Raw genomic sequence first — 16355 nt, forward strand, 5'->3', positions numbered from 1 at the left:
CTACAGGGGATCGGGTTCGCTTCACGGAAAAAGGTATTTCCCATGCACAAAAGATTTCTCACGATCCAGAGCAAGATCGCCCTGCTCGCTGGCCTCTGCCTGTTGTTGGTGGTGGGTTTGCTGATGGGGTTATCGCTCTACCAGACACACAAAAGCAGCCAGCAAGTGGCCGAGGCCAGCGGTGAAATGCTCGCCGACGAGGCCAAGGAGCACATGCAGGCGCTGGGCAAAGTCCAGGCCATGCAAGTGCAACGCACCTTCATGCAAACCCACGAATTTGGCCAGGGGTTGTCGCGGTATTTGCTGTACCTCAGGCAACTCCAGCATCAGGGGCAACTGAACGCCAGACAACTACGCCAGGAGCTGAGCACTCAGCTTCATCAGGCCCTGATCGACAAGCCCGACCTGCTCGGGCTTTACGTCATTTTTGAAGCCGACGCGCTGGACGGCGCCGACGCCGGCTTCGCCAACCAGGCAGCCTTGGGCAGCAACGAAACCGGACGCTTTTCCCTGTACTGGGTGCAAAGCAAACCCGGCGAACTGCAGGCAGTGATCGGCGACGAAGGCCTGCTGGCCAACACCGAGCCGGGGCCGAGCGGCGCGCCCTACAACGCCTTCTACACCTGCGCCCGTGACACGCGTCAGGCATGCGTACTGGAACCGTACTTCGACGAAGCCTCCGGCAGTCGCAAACTGGTGACCAGCGTCGCTTTCCCGCTGCTGGAAAACGGCAAAGTGATCGCCGTGGTCGGCCTCGACATCAACCTCGCCGCGCTGCAAAACAACAGTGAAGCCAGCGCCCAGGCACTGTTCGACGGCCATGGTCAGATCAGCATCGTCAGCCCCCGCGGCGTGATCTCCGCCAACAGCCAGGATGTCAGCCGCCTCGGCCATCCGATGGACAATGCCGAGGTAATGGACGCCTTGCGTCAGGGCCAGCCAAACGTGTTTGTCGACGCGCAACAGATCAAGGTGCTCGAACCGTTGCCACCCATTGCCGGCGCCGCGCCATGGGGTGTTTTGGTGGGCGTGCCGCAAGACGTATTGCTGGCTCCCGTGACTACCCTGCAAAAGCAACTCGCAGCCCAGGGTGTGCAAAGCACTGCGCTGGAACTGCTGCTCGGCGGCGGTTCTGCACTGCTCGGCCTGCTGCTGATCTGGTACACCGCCCAGCGCATCACCCGGCCGTTGCAATTGTTGACACGGGTCATGGAAGACATTTCCCTCGGCGAAGGTGACCTGACGCGACGTCTGCAAGTGCAATCGCGGGATGAAATCGGCCAGTTGGCAGCGGCGTTCAACCGCTTCGTGGAGCGTATTCATCAGTCGATGCGTGAGGTGTCGGCCGCAGCCCTGGGTGTCAATCAAGGGGCGCGGCGAGTGCTGGAAGCTTCCCATTCATCGCTGAGCAATTTCGATGACCAATCCAGCCGCACCAGCAGTGTGGCCGCGGCGATCAATCAATTGGGCGCCGCTGCACAAGAGATCGCGCACAACGCCTCCGATGCCTCGCATCAATCTTGCGCCGCACGGCAACAAGCAGAGGATGGGCGCCAGGTGGTGCAACGCACGATCGAGGTGATGAATGAATTGTCGGGCAAGATCAGGGCCTCGTGCGCCAACATCGAGGTGCTCAACGACAAGACCGTGAACATCGGGCAGATCCTTGAAGTGATCAAGGGCATTTCCCAGCAGACCAACCTGCTGGCACTCAACGCCGCGATCGAAGCGGCACGGGCTGGTGAAGCGGGCCGTGGTTTTGCGGTGGTCGCCGATGAAGTGCGCAGCCTCGCCGGACGCACCCAGGCCTCGGCGCTGGAGATCCAGCAAATGATTGAAGAACTGCAAGTGGGCGCCCGCGACTCGGTCACCACCATGACCGAAAGCCAGCAACACAGCGAAGAAAGCGTCACCATCGCCAACCTCGCCGGCACGCGTCTGGGCAGCGTGACCCAACGGATCGGCGAGATCGACAACGTCAACCAGTCCGTCGCCGCCGCCACCGAAGAACAGACGGCGGTGGTCGAAGCGCTGAATGTCGATATCACACGGATCAACACATTGAATCAGCAAGGGGTGGAGAACCTGCAGGCGACGTTGCGTGCCTGTACCGAACTGGAGCAGCAGGCTGGGCGACTCAATCAATTGGTGGGAAGTTTCAGGATCTGACATTGAAGGTGTCCGTTAGATCGCCATCGCGGGCAAGCCTGCTCCAGGATGAAGGAGCGACTTGCCCGCAATGAACGTTAACGCGGTCTTGTTCACGCCGCGCTGGCATGCTCAACGCGATGAAACAAGCGGTTGAAATACACCAGGCTATCGCGCGGTTCACGCACGCCGACCTTCGTCAGCTCCACGAACATCACCGAATGCGAGCCCACTTCCTTGCACTCGCTGATGCGCCCTTGCAGCTGCACCAGGGCATCGCGCAGTACCGGCACATCGGCGGCGCCGTCGTCCCAAAGGTCCCAGGCAAAGCGTTCTTCCATCGGCACCTTGGTCATGCCGGCGAAATGGCGGGCCAGCTCTTCCTGCTCGCCGCACAGCACGTTGACGCACAGATGGCCGTTGGTGCGGAACACGTCGTGGGTAGCGCTGTTGCGGTTGACGCAAACCAGCACGGTCGGTGGTGAATCGGTCACCGAACATACGGCACTGGCAGTGATGCCGCAGCGTCCGCCGGGGCCGTTGGTGGTGATGATGTTCACCGCAGCAGGCAGCTGCGCCATGGCGTTGCGAAAGTCGATTTGCTGCTGGCTCAGGTCGGCCATGTCGATGCCCCTTCCTTCAGGAGGACCGCCATTTGCGGCCCGTAGGTGATGGAACAAGACTAAGGCGGTAGCCGCGAGGCAACCATTCTGACGATCCCCATGGTGAGGTTGGGTTTCCGCTAGTCGACTAGGTGGTTTCTTTATCGCAAGGGCCGGCGACAGTGGGTATCCTGCTGACAGGCTCCAAAAAGATGAGCCGATGCGTGCCGCGCGTTCGCGTGCGAAAACAATAATTAGAAACTTTCGTGGCAGCCCTGATGGAAACCCGCAAACCGATTGTTTACATCGTTGACGACGACAAGGACCTGCGTACTTCACTGGCGTGGCTGCTGGAGTCCGTCAGCGTGCAGGCCCAGTGCTTTGCCGGCGCCGAAGAGTTCCTCAGCCAGTACGACCCCCGGCAGCCCGCCTGCCTGGTGCTGGACGTGCGCATGCCGGAGACCAGTGGTTTCCAGCTGCAGGAGATCCTCAACCAGCGCGGCAGCACCCTGCCGACCATCTTCGTTTCGGCCCATGGCGACATTCCGATGTCGGTCACGGCGATGAAGAACGGTGCCCTGGACTTCGTCGAGAAGCCCTACAACCCGCAGCAGATGATCGACCGCATCCAGGCCGCGCTCAAGACTGCGGTGCACGCCCAGGCCGATCAGCAACAGCGGCAGAACCTGCAAGGCAAACTGGCGTTATTGACCAGCCGTGAACGGGAAGTGCTGATGCTGGTGATCGATGGCAAGGCCAGCAAGGTCATCGCCCGGGAGCTGAACATCAGCGTGAAAACCGTCGACGTGCATCGCACCAAGATCAAGGAAAAGATGGGCGTGACCAGCATCGCCATGCTGGTGCGCGAAGTGCTGCATCTGCCGGTTGAAGAGCCGGTGCGGCATTGAGGGATTTGTGGCGGTCACGAGGCCGCCATCGCCAGCAGGCTGGCTCCCACAGGGGATCTGCAGTGAACACAAATTCTGGGTACAACCGAGATCAACCTGTGGGAGCCAGCCTGCTGGCGATGAACGATAACGCGGTGTCAATGCTGGCTATACCGCTTGCGATAAGCCCCCGGCGATACGCCAAAGCGCGATTTGAAGGCTGACGAGAAGTAGCTCGAATCCGAGAACCCCCACGCATAACACAACGCCGAGAGCTTCAGCTCGACGTCGGCGCGGCGCAGGTTCTCCGCGCAGAAGTCCAGGCGACGGTGCTTGATGTATTGCGCCACCACCAGACCGCGCTTGGAGAACATCCGGTACAGGCCTCGCACCGAAACGCCGACCTCACGGGCGATCAGTTCGGGGCAGAGTTCTTCGTCGCGGATGTGCTGGTCGATGAAGGCGATGATCTTGCGAAATTGCCGCTCATGGGCGTCGCCGCCGCTGTCCTGGACGCTGATGCCCGGCAGCAACAGGCTGGCCAGCGCATCGAGCACGGCTTCGCTTTCCTGCATGTCCAGGCCTTCCTGCTGCCGGGTTTCCAGAACGAGTTTGTTGGCCATCGACGCCAGAGGGCTGCTGGCGGCGATGCGGGTGGCGCAGTTGACTGCGTTGAAATGCGACCCACGCTCGAACACCTGGCGCGGCAGAATCAATGACAGCTGTCGGCAATCATCGTTGTAGATCATGTCACTCGGGCGACTGGCGTCGATCAGGGCGATGTCGCCACAGCCCAGTTGGGCGCGGTTGTCGCCCTGTTCCAGCCGTGAACTGCCGCGCATCTGGAACACTGCGTAATAGTGGCCGTCGCTGCTGGTGCTGACATCCTTGCTGGTGCGGTACAAATGCACGTGCGCCATGTCGACCACACTGAGGTTGATTGCACCGCTGCGAAATTCCGCCAGTTCGCCGTAGAAGTCGGTGTCCAGCGCACGGGCATCGAAACGCCCACAGGCCTGGTTCACCTGGCTCAACCAACTTTCGAACGCCTCGTTGCGCACCGTCGATGCTGTAGTCATGTCCGCAAAGCCTCACGTGTTTTTGTTGTTATTGCCGACCGCTTCGTCGAGCGGTTCGGTAAACCTGTTGCGTCTTGCACCATCGTCTCCCTCGATGGCCGCCAGGCGCCATTCAACAGGCTCCGGCGCACGCTTTCCAGTGAAGAAAGCGCTTAGATGTCCAATACCAGACGAGCGGAGAGCGCTCGGGAAACACAAGCGCAAATCTGCTTGTTGGAGGCCTTTTCCTTGTTCGACAGGCAGTTGTCGCGGTGCTCCGGCACGCCGTCCAGCACCTCGACGATGCAGGTGCCGCAAATGCCTTCACGGCACTCGGTGTCGATGTCGCAACCGTGGGCTTGCAGCACGTCGACCAGGCTGGTGTCGGCCGGTACTTGCAGCACCACGCCGGAGCTGGCCAGTTCCACTTCGAACGTGCCGGTCGGGGCGCTGTTGGCTGCCGGGTCCGCAGCGAAGTGTTCCAGGTGAATGGCATCGTCGGCGCGGCTGCGCGCGGCGACTTCCACCACTTTGTTCATGAACGGCGCCGGACCGCAGGTGTAGACGTGGGCTGCCGGACTGGCGCGATCCAGGCACGCACTCAAGGCAGCGTCCAGGTCCGCAGGCTCGATGCCGTAGTGAAATTCCACGTGATCGGCGAATTGCGTGGCCAACAGTTCGGTAAACGCGGCGTACTGCGCCGAACGCGCGAAGTAATGCAAGCGATACGGCTGACCGCTTTCCGCGAGTTTATAGGCCATGCTCAGCAGCGGCGTCACGCCGATACCGGCGGCGAACAACAGATGTTCGCTGGCACTTTCATCGAGGCGGAACAGGTTGCGCGGCGCGCCCATTTCCAGCTCCATGCCCTCTTCCACTTGCTCGTGCAAGGCCAGCGAGCCACCGCGCGATTGCGCTTCTTTTTTTACCGCCACCAGATAGGCACGACGGTCCTGTGGCGGACTGCACAGCGAATACTGGCGGGTCACACCGGTCGGCCCGGTCAAATCGACATGGGCACCCGGCTCATAGGTGTCGAGCGGCTGGCCGTCACTGCGCACGAGGCGAAAGGAACGGATATCCAGCGCTTCGTCGACGATCCTTTCGATCTTCACCTTCATCATTGCATCACCTGAATTTACGTTGTTTGGTTATGTCTTGGGTCGTGCACGGATCTGTAGCCAGAAACTGACCTATGGCGAGCGAGCTTGCTCGCGCTCGACTGCGCAGCAGTCGCAAAATGCTTGGGGCCGCTTCGCAGCCCAGCGCGAGCAAGCTCGCTCGTCACAATGGATCGAGTCATGGCAACAATCAGCGCATGAACAGTCCGCCATTGACGTCCAGGCATGCGCCCGTCACGGAGGTGGCGTTGTCGGCGATCAACAGCAACACACTGTCGGCGATGAACGTCGGATCACCGAGGGTGCCGGCCGGGATGATCTTGAGGATCTGTTCCAGACGCTCTGGAGCCACGGTTTCGCGGACCACCGGCAAGTCCAGCGGCCCCGGCGAAATGCTGTTGACCGTCACACCCTGGGGCGCCAGCTCCCGGGCGAAGACCTTGGTCAGCGTCGCCACGCCGCCCTTGGCCGCCGCATAGTGGGCGCCGGTGGCGGTGCCGCCGTTCTGCCCGGCCAGGGACGCGATGTTGACGATGCGCCCGAAGCCACGTTCGGCGAAGTGCGCACCGAACACCTGACAGGCCACGAAGGTGCCACGCAGGTTGATCGCCATCGACTCGTCGAATTCTTCAGGCGTGATGTCCATCAGTGCCGCGACTTTCGACACCCCGGCGTTGTTCACCAGAATGTCGGTGCCACCCCAGCGCTCGGCGAGCGCGTCGCGGGCACGCTGAAAATCTGCCTTGTTGCGCACATCCAGTTCGATAGCCACGGCACTGGCACCACTGCTATCGAGTTCCAAAGCCAAGCGTTGCACGCCGTCCATTTGCAAATCAGCCAGTCCGACGCGATAACCCGCCGCATGCAGACGACGGGCGATGCACTCGCCCAGTCCGCGCGAGGCACCCGTTACGAGGGCTACTCGACTCATGATGGTGCCCTCACAAAAGGAAGCCGAGCGCGCTCAGGCTGTCGGTGGAGTTGATCAGGCGCACCACTTTGCGCTCCAGGCTCGGCACGCCATCGGTGAAACGAATGCGGTGGTTCAGGTCGGCCACGAACGGCGTGTGCACGCCGCGCTTGTAGGCATACAGCAACTGCGCTGAATTCACTTCGACGATGTCACCGGCCGCTTCCACCAGGCGGAAACGCGACACCGTGCGAATGGTTTTCGCCGCGTCCACCGCCGACGGCGAGTAGCCGGCGGTCAGGCGTTCGATACGCAGGTCACGCATGCGCGCATCGTCGTAGGCGTAGTTGAGGGTCGCTTCAAAGTCTTCGGTGTCCGGATCGATCGGCACGATGTACTTGCCGCTTTCGCTCCACAAGGTCGCCCATTCGGCGTAGTGCTTGTGGTCGAGCAGTTCGGCTTCGCGCCAGATGAATTCGATGGCCTGGGCCAACGGGCCGGAAAAACCGTTCAGGGTGTCGTGATTGCTCATTGGCTCATCATCCTTTTCCACATGTCGTAGGCACCGCGCATGCCGCCCTCGTCGGTGGCGTGGCTGACCTTGTCGCCGTTTTCGGCAGTGATTTCGCGGTTCAGGCCGCGGTTGACCAGGATCGGCGCGTCGACACCCGCGTACGAACCGCGCTGCACGCGGTCCCAGGCTTCGGCGTCGTCAGGGCTGCCGAAACCGAACGGGCCCTGGAAGTGTTCGTGAATGCGCATGCGTTCGCGGTTGGCGATTTCCGGGCCGCCGTCCATGCCCAGGGCCACGTGGCGGATCTCGGTTTCAGTGACCGACACCGGGCGCAGCACCCGGAAGAACGACATCGACATCGCCACGTTGGGGAACAGGTTCAGGTTGAAGCCGGCGCCGTGCAGCGAGCGCACGATGCGCCGCACCTGATCGGCCGGCAGGGTTTTCGACAGCTCTTCGGTGACGTGGGCGAAGCGTTCCTGCAACTGTTCGGTGCCGTCGTCGTGATCGAGATCGACGTGCTCCGGCACCATCACCATGACGCTGTGGCCGTTGCCCAGCGAGTGAGTCACGGCTTGTTCGTCGGTCATGAACGAAAGCATTTCCGAGGTTTCTTCATCCACCGACGACATGAACGACTTGTGCACGATCGGGAAGTGATAGCCGTCGGTGGTGTTTTCCAGCTGGATCTTCCAGTTGCCCTTGAAACTGAACTTGTGTTCGCCCTGGGTCTTGATCGGATAACCGGCGCCCTGCTTCATGAACAGGTCCATCCAGTGTTTGGCGCCGCCGAGGAAGTCTTCCAGCGGTTCGATCTCGTCGTTGTAGCTGGCGAACACCATGCCGGCGTAGCTTTCGACGCGCAGGCTGGTCAGCGGCAATTCGGATTTTTCCAGGATACCTTCGTAGCCATCCGGATACGGTAGCGCTCGCAGCTTGCCGTCCAGGCCATAGGACCAACTGTGGTAGGGGCAAGTGAAACCGGTGGCGTTGCCCTTGTGCTTCTCGCACACCGTGGCGCCACGGTGCCGGCAACGGTTTTCCAGGACATTGATGTTGTTCTTCTTGTCGCGCACCACGATCACCGGGCGACGGCCGATGGTGGCGGTCTTGAAGTCGCCGCTGTTGCGCACTTCGCTTTCGTGGGCGACCCACACCCAGGTGCGGTAGAAAATCTTTTCCAGTTCGGCTTCGAACAGCGCCGGATCGTTGTACAGCGAGACGTCGACACGGTCGTGCTGGACCAGCTCTTCGGGGCTTTTCGACGTCGCGATCAGCTGATATTCATGAGTGCTCATGCGGTTCTCCTCATGGCTTCTTTTTATGATTGATGGGTAGAGGCTTGGAGCTGCGCACCAAAGGCGCAGACCAGCTCGTCCTGGCCTTTACGGCCGATAATCTGCAGGCCGACTTTCAGCCCGCCGCCATCGAGTTCCACCGGCACTGTCAGCGCCGGATGGCCGCTGAGATTGAAGGGGCGGACCAGCGGGGTCATGCCGGCCACGGCTTTACTGCCGGCGCGGGCTTCGCTGAGGGTTGGCGGCAGGGTCGGCAGTGTCGGCAGCAGTAACACGGCAAAGTCTTCCAGCGCCGCATCCACCTGTTGCGTGAAACGCGTGCGCACGGCTTCGGCCTGGGCCAGTTCTTCGCGGGTGGTGCGGCTCGCGGCCAACAGACGGGTTTCGACATCGGCGCCGATCAGACCCTTGCCGGTCAGGTGACCGAAAGCCGCCCAGTTCTCGACATTGATCACCGTCAGGCCGGCGGCGAACGCCGCTTCAAACTCGCTTAAATGCACGTTGCTACGGTGCCAGCCAGCGCGGTCGGCGGCGGCACCGAGGGTCGCTTGCAGGTGCGCGTCGCAAGCCACTTCAAGGAAGCCGACCTTGGCGCCATCACCCGGCAAGCCTTGAATGGCAAAGCCCGGGCAGATCACCTGCATCGCTGCGATCAAGTCGTCCATGGTTCTGGCAAACGGCCCGACACAATCGAGGCTGGATTCCAGCGGATGGGCGCCGACACGGCTGACCCGGCCGTAAGTCGGCTTCAATCCGGCCACCCCGCAGCACGCCGCCGGGACCCGCACCGAACCCCCGGTGTCGGTGCCGATGGCGATGTCTGCCAGGCCAGCGGCGACGGCAGATGCCGAACCGCTGGACGAGCCGCCCGGCACGCGATCCGCTGCTTGCGGGTTGATCGGTGTGCCGGTCCAGTCGTTGATCCCGGTGACGCCAAACGCCAGTTCATGCAGGTTGGTCTTGCCGACGATCTGCCAGCCGGCGCTGAGGATCGCGTCAACCACTTCGGCGTTTTTGCTAGCCGCCGGTGCATCGGCAAACGCGCGGCTGCCCGAGCGGGTCGGGTGGCCGGCGATGTCGATGGAGTCCTTGATGGCCACGCGTTTGCCGCTGCCGCCGAGGAGGAATTCGCTGATGAAAGTACTCATGCATTCAGCTCCTTGTTGAACAGCCGTTGCGTGCGGAAATGCGCGATCAGCCAGACACCATCGACACAACTGAAATCGATGTTCAGTCGGGTGCCGAACAATTCGTTGCGGCCATCGGCGTAGGTGGAAATCTGCTGCATGATCCATTGCCCTTGCGCCCCCTCACCGTCGACCACGATCGATTCGCTGGTGAGGTAGTGCAGGTTCAGCCGGAAATGATCCGAAGGCGGCAGGTAACCACCGACAAATGCGGCCACCGCTTCACGTCCCCGATGCTGGCCAAAGGTCTGCGCGGTCACACTGCCAACGCCTTCCCAGATCGCATCGACCGTGAACAACCGGGCCAGCTCGCTGACAGAGGTCGGCGCCCGCGGCACATCGCACAGGTCCATGTAGCGCGCCATCAGGCGGCGCACTGCGCTTTCCCCTTCGAGCGTCGCCAGACGCTGCAGCACGGCCTCGTTCATGGCTTACACCTTGGCTGCATCGGGAATGGTCAACGGGCGACCGATGCGCGCTTCGATCTTGGCGTAGCGCCACAGGCTGTACTGGCCGACTGGCGTGGTGCGGAACAGGTTGCAGGCGTCGATTACCGATTGATGGCAGTCGACGTCGGCCATGATGTACACGGTCCACGGCGATGTGGTGGACGGGCCGACCATCAAGCGGTCGTCATCCATGGCGCCGAGTACGGTGATGCCGGGCATCGCACCGAGATCGCCCATCATCTGGCTGAAGCCTTTCCACACGCTCAGGCCTTCGCCGGTGGGCAAGTCGAAAAAGTTCTGGGTGATGCCGATGCAGAAGACGACGCGCAGCGGTTCCTGGGTAGCTTGGGACATGCTCTTGATCCTTTGAAAAAGTAATGAAATTCAGACGTAGCCCGGGAACGGCGGCACGCCGAGGAACACCGAGCCGGCGCCGTCGTACAGCCCTTCGCTGAGGAAGGCGTGCTGGGTCACCACCATCGAATCGCGCAGGTAGCGTTGCAACGGGTGGCGCAGGTAAATGGCGGTGGTCCCGGCCAGGCTGTAGGCGCTTTGCACCACTTCGGCACCGGCCTGGGACACGTGAATCGCGGACAATCGCAACAGGCTGGTCTGCTCCGGCGTGACCGGGTTGCCAGCGAGAATCGAGTTCCATACCTGTTCGGTGGCGTTGTAGAAGAAGCCGCGTGCAGCGCTGAGCTTGGCCTCGGCCTTGGCAATCTCGATGCGCACATATGCGCGGTCTGACAGTTTCGGTGCGCCGGTGATACCACTGCCACCCGCCATGCGGCTGATCTCATCGAGAGCAGCGCGGGCCAGGCCAAGGTTGACCACCGCCAGTACTTGCGCGGCATAGGCAATCGACGGGTAGCGGAACAACGGTTCGTCGATGGTCGCCGCACCGCCACGGATGAAGGTCCAGCGCTCGTCGACGCGCTTGTCGCTCACACGCAGGTCATGGCTGCCGGTGCCTTTGAGGCCGACCACGTCCCAGTTTTCAACGATCTCTACTTGTTCCGGGCGAAACACCGCGGTGCGTGGCTTGCCGCCCGCCGCGCCGATGCCGACACCGAGCAGGTCCGCGCCTTTGCAGCCGCTGGCGAACTTCCAGGTGCCATTGACCTGGTAACCACCCTCTACTGCTTCGGCCGGTTGCAATGGAAACAGGCCGCCGGCGAACACCAGGTCAGGGCTGTCGGCGTAGAGTTCAGCCAGGGTTTGCTTCGGCAACGCCGCCAGGTACACGCCGGCGCTGCCAAAACTGGCCACCCAGCCAGCGGAGCCGTCGGCTTCGGAGATACGCTCGATCATTTGCAGGAACAGGGCCGGTGCCAGGGCGTCGCCGCCGAAGCATTTCGGCGTGGCGGCACGGTAGATGCCCACTTGCTTGAAACGCTCGATCATGTCCCGTGGCACATGAGAGACCGCATCGAATTCTTCGCGACGCTGGCGCACTTCATCCAGCACCCGCGCAAAGGCCTGGCTGTCGACGACATTCTCGTCAACGCCGATTGATGCGTCTTGTTGCGCAACCGCTGAACGCAGCATGGGCATTCTCCGTTTTGATTATTGTTAGTAGGGCTGCACCGCACCGCTTTCTGTAGGAGCAAGGCTTGCCCGCGATGGCACACTTGAGAACGCTATCGCGGGCAAGCCTTGCTCCTACAGAGGTCGGCGTGGAGCCCCTTGCATTGCGGTCCAGTGTAAAAACCGCACTGCGGCGCAACTATTGGTGCGTGCAGCCCCCGGACTAAAGAAAACCCCTAGGCCGACACCCCTTACCTCTGAGCGCATCCCCATGCGCGAGCGGGTATAAAACGCCATACTTCCGGCTCCACCGTCGGAACCCTCTGCCGCCAAGGGCCTTGCGATGTATTTGCCAAAACCGAACGACTTCCATGCGCTGATCGAAGCCATGCCGCTGTGCATCATTCTTCACGATGCGCACACCAAGGAAATCCTCTGGGCCAACGCCGCTGCCCTGGCGGCGCTGGGCTTTACCCTGGAGGAGCTGACGCCCCTCAAAGCCCCGGACATGACCCGCGACGCGCCGAAATACCGACGTTCGGTGGGTTTGCGTTGGCTCGAAGGCGCTGCGCGCACCGGTCAACGCGCCATCGAGTGGTGCTATCGCTCCAAGCAAGGGGTGGAGATTCTGTCCGAGGCCGTCGCGACGCTGGTGCACCTGGATGGCCGCGATGTATTGATGGTTCAGTTCCGCGATATCTCCAAAGAAGACAAGGTCAAACGCGACCTCAAGCGCTTTGAAAGTCGACTCAAGGCGTTCATGCAGGACTTGGCCGAAGGTGTGGCGGTGCTCGGCCCGCAGGGCGATATCCGTTTCATCAGCGACTCCGGCGCACACTTGCTCGCCAGCGAAGTGCGCCAACTGATGAGCAAGAACTTTCTGGCCTGGTGCGACGACGCTTCACGTCAGCGACTGTTGCAACAACTCGCCAACGAAACGCCGGAACACGCGCCGTTCAGCGTGCATTACAAAGTTCAGCGGCGTGACGGCGAGTGGCGCTGGCATGACGCAACCTGCCGCTACATCGAGATCGAGGACGACCTGGTCGGCCATCTGCTGCTGTTCCGCGATGTCACCGAGCAGGTGCAAGCCGAAGAGGCGCGGCGGGTCAGCGAACAGAAACTCGAATACCTGGCGCGTTACAACGCCATGGGTGAAATGGCCGTGGCCATCGCCCACGAATTGAGCCAACCGCTGGCGGCGACCCGCAATTTCATTGAAGGCACAGTGATTCGCCTGGGCAATACGGGCGACACCGACGAGGGCGTTGCCTGGGGTTTGCAGAATGCCGTGCGGCAGATCGAGCACGCCTCGGTGATCATCAAGAGCGTGCGCGATTACGTGGTCAAGCTTGAGCAGTCCGAAGAGCTGGTCGACCTCAATGAGCTGCTGCGTGAAACCCGCTACTTCATCAGTTTGCGCGCCGATCCGAGTCTGGTCCGGGTCGACGTCGTGACCTCCCCCGAGCCGCTGCGGGTGAGCTGCGAAAAAGTGCTGATCGGCCAGGTGATCCTCAACCTGGCCTTCAACGCCATTGAAGAAATGGCCGATCTACCCATCGAACGGCGGTTGTTGCGCATCCATGCCAGTAGCGACAACGGCGTGGCGCTGGTGCGTATCGAGGACTGTGGACGCGGCATCCAGGCCCAGGCGCAGGAGAAGCTGTTCGATGGCTTTTTCTCGTCCAAGGTCAGCGGCAACGGCATCGGCCTGGCGCTGTGCAAGAACATCATCGGTCGTCATCGTGGCGATATCTGGGCGCAGAACCTGGAACCCTGCGGCGCCGTGTTTACCTTCACCCTCCCCCTCGCCACATGATCGTTCCCACGCTCCGCCTGGGAACGATCATAAATCCTGTGGCGAGGGCGCTCGCTCCCGTTCGATTGCGCAGCAATCGTAAAACCTTCCATCGTCTGCACCCTTTCGGGGGCTGCTCCGCAGCCCAGCGGGAGCAAGCTCCCTCGCCACAGTGACACTGGCACAGATACACAAACACTCGGCAGGCAGGGCAATTCCCGGGGTTTGTTGATCGTTCCCACGCAGAGCATGGGAACGATCATAAATCCTGTGGCGAGGGAGCTCGCTCCCGTTCGAGTGCGCAGCAATCGTAAAACCTTCCATCGCCTGCACCAGTTTGGCGGCTGCTTCACAGCCCAGCGGGAGCAAGCGCCCTCGCCACTGTGACACTGGCACAGATACACAAACACTTGGCAGGCAGGGCAATTCCCGGGGTTGGCGGGCGAGGCACTATTGAGTTGTCAGAATCTGCCCACTCACCCGCGATCCGCGTTACCAACAATTCAGGAAGTTCCCCTTATGCGAACAAACAGGATCTCCGTACAGTCAGCGCTAGGCCTGAGCCTGCTTGTACTCGGTTTGAACAGTGCCCGTGCGGACCTGCCCGCCGACACCGGCATCGGCCAGACCACCTTGGCGTTCCCCGCTGAACCGCACCGCGCGTTTGTCGTCGATGTCGAGTTCGAAAGCTTTGTCGCCGGCCGTGTCACCGTGGTCGACCCGGATCAGAAACGCGTGCTGGGCATGGTGCCAACCGGATTCGCCGCGCCTTCGACCCTGAGCCATGACGGCAAGCTGATCTACAGCGCCGACATCTGGTACTCCCGTGGCACCCGTGGCACCCGCACCGACGTGTTGACCGCTTGGGACAGCTCGACCCTGTCGCCGGCCTGGGAAGTGCTGATTCCGAACAAGCGCGCCGAGTCGCTGACCCAGCGCTACGGCCTGAAGACCAGCGGCGATGACCGTTTTGTCTACGTCTACAACTTCACCCCGTCGACCTCGGTGACGGTGGTCGACACCCAGACCAAGGCCGTCGCGACCGAAATTGCAATCCCTGGTTGCGTGCTCAACTACCCGGTCGGCAAGCGCCGCTTCGCCTCACTGTGCGGCGACGGCAGCCTGCAAGTGGTGACGATCAACGACCAGGGCCAGGAAACAGCGCGCAACCGCACGCCATTCTTCGATCCGAATGCCGAGAAACTGGTAGAGCGTGCGGTCAACGTCGGTGACACCTACTACTTCACCACCACGACTGGCACCGTGCGCGCCGTGGACTTCTCCGGTGACACGCCGAAAATCCTGCCGAGCTGGTCGCTGACCACCGACGAGGAAAAGAAAGCCGGCTGGGCACCGGGTGGCTGGCAGCTGATGGCCGTCGCGCCGAAACTGAACCGCTTGTACGTGCTGATGCACGACGCCCACGAACCGATGAAGTGGGAAGACCCGAGCACTTTCATCTGGGCCTATGACCTCAAGACCCTGAAGAAAATCGCCACCCTGGAAGCCCCGGCACCGGTGTGGAGCATGCAAGCCACCGGTGACGACAAGCCGCTGTTGCTGGGCACCGACGTTGAAGGTGGCTTGCAGATTTTCGATCTCAAAACCAACAAGCACACCGGCAGCATGGCAAAAGTCGCGAAGACCGCGACTCAGGTCATGAGCTACTGAACGAGGTTCGGCCATGCAATCAGATCCGATCTTCATCATTGCCAGCGCACTCGCCATTTCGGCGCTGCTGGCCAGTGCAGCGACCCACAAGCTGCGGGCACCGGCGCGCTTCGCCAAGCAGCTGGCGGACTATCAATTGCTGCCAGCGGCGCTGGTACGCCCGAGCGCACGGTTGATTCCGCTGCTGGAACTGGCCATCGCTTTCGCGCTGCTGGTCTCGTTCAGCCGGGGCTGGGCGGCGTTCAGTGCGGCCAGCCTGCTGGCGCTGTACGCCGCCGCTATCGGCATCAACCTGTGGCGCGGCCGCCGCGACATCGACTGCGGTTGTGCCGGGCCAGACCAGGCGCAACCGTTGCGTCCGGTCCTGCTGCTGCGTAACAGCGTGCTGGTGGCGCTGGCGCTGTTGGCCAGCGTGGCGCCGGTGGTGCGCGACATGACTGTGTTCGATGGCTTCGTGACCGTGGCCGCCGCCGCTGTCGCGCTGCTCATCTACGCCGCGGCCGATGGCCTGCTGGCGAACTCCCCTCTTCTGCTCAAATTGATTGGTAGGTAATCAAAATGGAAGGCTTGATAGTTTCCAACGTTCTGCTCTGGGTGTTGCTGGTGGCCGTGGCGTTTGTCGTCATGGGCCTGGTCCGTCAGATCGGTGTGCTGCATGGTCGTCTCGCCCCGGCCGGCGCGCTGATGGTCGACAAAGGCGTGGCCGTCAACGAAGCCGCACCGCAAATCACCGCCGCTGACCGTAAGGGACGCCCGGTGAACTTCGGCTACGCCGGGGAAAAATCACAACTGCTGTTCTTCCTCTCGCCGACCTGCCCGATCTGCAAATCCTTGCTGCCGGCGATCAAATCCATCGCCAAAGAACAGGCCGGCACCCTCGACGTGGTGTTCGTCAGCGACGGCGACATGGACGCCCAGCAAGCACTGATCCGCGAGCACAAACTGGAAGACGCCACCTACGTGGTCGGTCCGGAAGTGGGCATGACCTATCAGATCGGCAAGCTGCCATACGCCGCGCTGATCGACCAGTCCGGCACCCTGCGCGCCAAGGGCCTGGTCAATTCCCGCGAGCACCTGGACAGCCTGTTCGAGGTTGAACACTTGAAACACGCGACGCTGCAGCAGTACCTCAATGCTCAGCCCCACGACCACGCGCATGACCACAGCCACGGCCATAGCCACTGA

16 protein-coding genes are annotated in these 16355 nt (G+C 61.8%); 6 read left to right on the forward strand and 10 right to left on the reverse strand.

Features of this window, described 5'->3' with window-relative positions:
- The first annotated feature begins 42 nt into the window (after nucleotides 1–42).
- The gene (locus D8U69_RS23595; RefSeq protein ID WP_130908237.1) at nucleotides 43–2169 is read left to right on the forward strand and encodes a methyl-accepting chemotaxis protein; all 2127 of its coding nucleotides are present in this window, start codon (nucleotides 43–45) and stop codon (nucleotides 2167–2169) included.
- Nucleotides 2170–2261: 92 nt separating this feature from the next.
- Here D8U69_RS23595 and hpaC read toward each other — a convergent pair whose 3' ends face one another.
- A complete protein-coding gene (gene hpaC / locus D8U69_RS23600; RefSeq protein ID WP_056853754.1) occupies nucleotides 2262–2771 on the reverse strand; it encodes a 4-hydroxyphenylacetate 3-monooxygenase, reductase component in 510 nt (169 codons plus the stop codon).
- Nucleotides 2772–3028: 257 nt separating this feature from the next.
- On the opposite strand from hpaC, the gene D8U69_RS23605 reads away from it, so the two are divergent.
- The gene (locus D8U69_RS23605) at nucleotides 3029–3658 is read left to right on the forward strand and encodes a response regulator (RefSeq protein ID WP_130903690.1); all 630 of its coding nucleotides are present in this window, start codon (nucleotides 3029–3031) and stop codon (nucleotides 3656–3658) included.
- Between the two features lie 137 nt (nucleotides 3659–3795).
- On the opposite strand, the gene feaR is transcribed toward D8U69_RS23605, so the two are convergent.
- The 9 genes from feaR to D8U69_RS23650 form a co-directional block, all read right to left on the reverse strand.
- A complete protein-coding gene (gene feaR, locus D8U69_RS23610) occupies nucleotides 3796–4716 on the reverse strand; it encodes a transcriptional regulator FeaR (protein WP_130908238.1) in 921 nt (306 codons plus the stop codon).
- A 152-nt stretch (nucleotides 4717–4868) separates the two neighbouring features.
- The gene (locus D8U69_RS23615; RefSeq protein WP_130908239.1) at nucleotides 4869–5819 is read right to left on the reverse strand and encodes a PDR/VanB family oxidoreductase; all 951 of its coding nucleotides are present in this window, start codon (nucleotides 5817–5819) and stop codon (nucleotides 4869–4871) included.
- Nucleotides 5820–6006: 187 nt separating this feature from the next.
- The gene (locus tag D8U69_RS23620; RefSeq protein WP_130908240.1) at nucleotides 6007–6747 is read right to left on the reverse strand and encodes an SDR family NAD(P)-dependent oxidoreductase; all 741 of its coding nucleotides are present in this window, start codon (nucleotides 6745–6747) and stop codon (nucleotides 6007–6009) included.
- Nucleotides 6748–6757: 10 nt separating this feature from the next.
- Nucleotides 6758–7258, reverse strand: coding sequence for an aromatic-ring-hydroxylating dioxygenase subunit beta (locus D8U69_RS23625; RefSeq protein WP_056853758.1), 501 nt, complete (start codon nucleotides 7256–7258; stop codon nucleotides 6758–6760).
- Nucleotides 7255–8538 (reverse strand): aromatic ring-hydroxylating dioxygenase subunit alpha, encoded by a 1284-nt coding sequence (locus tag D8U69_RS23630; protein WP_056853759.1) that lies wholly within the window; start codon nucleotides 8536–8538, stop codon nucleotides 7255–7257. Before D8U69_RS23630 ends, D8U69_RS23625 begins: the two co-directional genes overlap by 4 nt.
- Before the next feature lie 23 nt (nucleotides 8539–8561).
- Nucleotides 8562–9686: an amidase gene (locus tag D8U69_RS23635; RefSeq protein WP_130903695.1), complete on the reverse strand. Its 1125-nt coding sequence runs from the start codon at nucleotides 9684–9686 to the stop codon at nucleotides 8562–8564.
- Nucleotides 9683–10153 carry a nuclear transport factor 2 family protein gene (locus tag D8U69_RS23640; protein WP_130903696.1) on the reverse strand — a complete coding sequence of 157 codons (471 nt, stop codon included), beginning with the start codon at nucleotides 10151–10153 and terminating at the stop codon, nucleotides 9683–9685. The genes D8U69_RS23635 and D8U69_RS23640 overlap by 4 nt, the downstream gene beginning before the upstream one ends.
- A gap of 3 nt (nucleotides 10154–10156) precedes the next feature.
- Complete coding sequence (locus D8U69_RS23645; RefSeq protein ID WP_046040355.1) at nucleotides 10157–10528, reverse strand: hypothetical protein; 372 nt, start codon at nucleotides 10526–10528, stop codon at nucleotides 10157–10159.
- Between the two features lie 30 nt (nucleotides 10529–10558).
- Entirely contained in the window at nucleotides 10559–11722 is a 1164-nt protein-coding gene (locus D8U69_RS23650; protein WP_130903697.1) for an acyl-CoA dehydrogenase family protein, read from the reverse strand.
- Nucleotides 11723–12044: 322 nt separating this feature from the next.
- Here D8U69_RS23650 and D8U69_RS23655 point away from each other — a divergent pair, with 322 nt between their 5' ends.
- From D8U69_RS23655 to mauD, 4 genes are all read left to right on the forward strand, one after another.
- Complete coding sequence (locus D8U69_RS23655) at nucleotides 12045–13520, forward strand: ATP-binding protein (protein WP_130908241.1); 1476 nt, start codon at nucleotides 12045–12047, stop codon at nucleotides 13518–13520.
- Between the two features lie 498 nt (nucleotides 13521–14018).
- The gene (locus D8U69_RS23665; protein ID WP_130903699.1) at nucleotides 14019–15170 is read left to right on the forward strand and encodes an amine dehydrogenase large subunit; all 1152 of its coding nucleotides are present in this window, start codon (nucleotides 14019–14021) and stop codon (nucleotides 15168–15170) included.
- Between the two features lie 13 nt (nucleotides 15171–15183).
- A complete protein-coding gene (locus tag D8U69_RS23670) occupies nucleotides 15184–15723 on the forward strand; it encodes a MauE/DoxX family redox-associated membrane protein (protein WP_130908243.1) in 540 nt (179 codons plus the stop codon).
- Between the two features lie 5 nt (nucleotides 15724–15728).
- Nucleotides 15729–16355 carry a methylamine dehydrogenase accessory protein MauD gene (gene mauD, locus D8U69_RS23675; RefSeq protein WP_130908244.1) on the forward strand — a complete coding sequence of 209 codons (627 nt, stop codon included), beginning with the start codon at nucleotides 15729–15731 and terminating at the stop codon, nucleotides 16353–16355.

The sequence above is a fragment of the Pseudomonas sp. Sample_16 genome (assembly GCF_004307665.1).
GTDB lineage: Bacteria > Pseudomonadota > Gammaproteobacteria > Pseudomonadales > Pseudomonadaceae > Aquipseudomonas.

Bases quoted from the DNA above. Each gene is read 5' to 3' on its own strand.
- D8U69_RS23655 (WP_130908241.1), top strand. From the start codon at position 12,045: ATGTATTTGCCAAAACCGAACGACTTCCATGCGCTGATCGAAGCCATG.
- D8U69_RS23650 (WP_130903697.1), bottom strand. From the start codon at position 11,722: ATGCTGCGTTCAGCGGTTGCGCAACAAGACGCATCAATCGGCGTTGAC.
- D8U69_RS23640 (WP_130903696.1), bottom strand. From the start codon at position 10,153: ATGAACGAGGCCGTGCTGCAGCGTCTGGCGACGCTCGAAGGGGAAAGC.
- D8U69_RS23615 (WP_130908239.1), bottom strand. From the start codon at position 5,819: ATGATGAAGGTGAAGATCGAAAGGATCGTCGACGAAGCGCTGGATATC.
- feaR (WP_130908238.1), bottom strand. From the start codon at position 4,716: ATGACTACAGCATCGACGGTGCGCAACGAGGCGTTCGAAAGTTGGTTG.
- D8U69_RS23635 (WP_130903695.1), bottom strand. From the start codon at position 9,686: ATGAGTACTTTCATCAGCGAATTCCTCCTCGGCGGCAGCGGCAAACGC.
- D8U69_RS23665 (WP_130903699.1), top strand. From the start codon at position 14,019: ATGCGAACAAACAGGATCTCCGTACAGTCAGCGCTAGGCCTGAGCCTG.
- hpaC (WP_056853754.1), bottom strand. From the start codon at position 2,771: ATGGCCGACCTGAGCCAGCAGCAAATCGACTTTCGCAACGCCATGGCG.
- D8U69_RS23625 (WP_056853758.1), bottom strand. From the start codon at position 7,258: ATGAGCAATCACGACACCCTGAACGGTTTTTCCGGCCCGTTGGCCCAG.
- D8U69_RS23620 (WP_130908240.1), bottom strand. From the start codon at position 6,747: ATGAGTCGAGTAGCCCTCGTAACGGGTGCCTCGCGCGGACTGGGCGAG.
- D8U69_RS23645 (WP_046040355.1), bottom strand. From the start codon at position 10,528: ATGTCCCAAGCTACCCAGGAACCGCTGCGCGTCGTCTTCTGCATCGGC.
- D8U69_RS23670 (WP_130908243.1), top strand. From the start codon at position 15,184: ATGCAATCAGATCCGATCTTCATCATTGCCAGCGCACTCGCCATTTCG.
- D8U69_RS23595 (WP_130908237.1), top strand. From the start codon at position 43: ATGCACAAAAGATTTCTCACGATCCAGAGCAAGATCGCCCTGCTCGCT.
- D8U69_RS23605 (WP_130903690.1), top strand. From the start codon at position 3,029: ATGGAAACCCGCAAACCGATTGTTTACATCGTTGACGACGACAAGGAC.
- mauD (WP_130908244.1), top strand. From the start codon at position 15,729: ATGGAAGGCTTGATAGTTTCCAACGTTCTGCTCTGGGTGTTGCTGGTG.
- D8U69_RS23630 (WP_056853759.1), bottom strand. From the start codon at position 8,538: ATGAGCACTCATGAATATCAGCTGATCGCGACGTCGAAAAGCCCCGAA.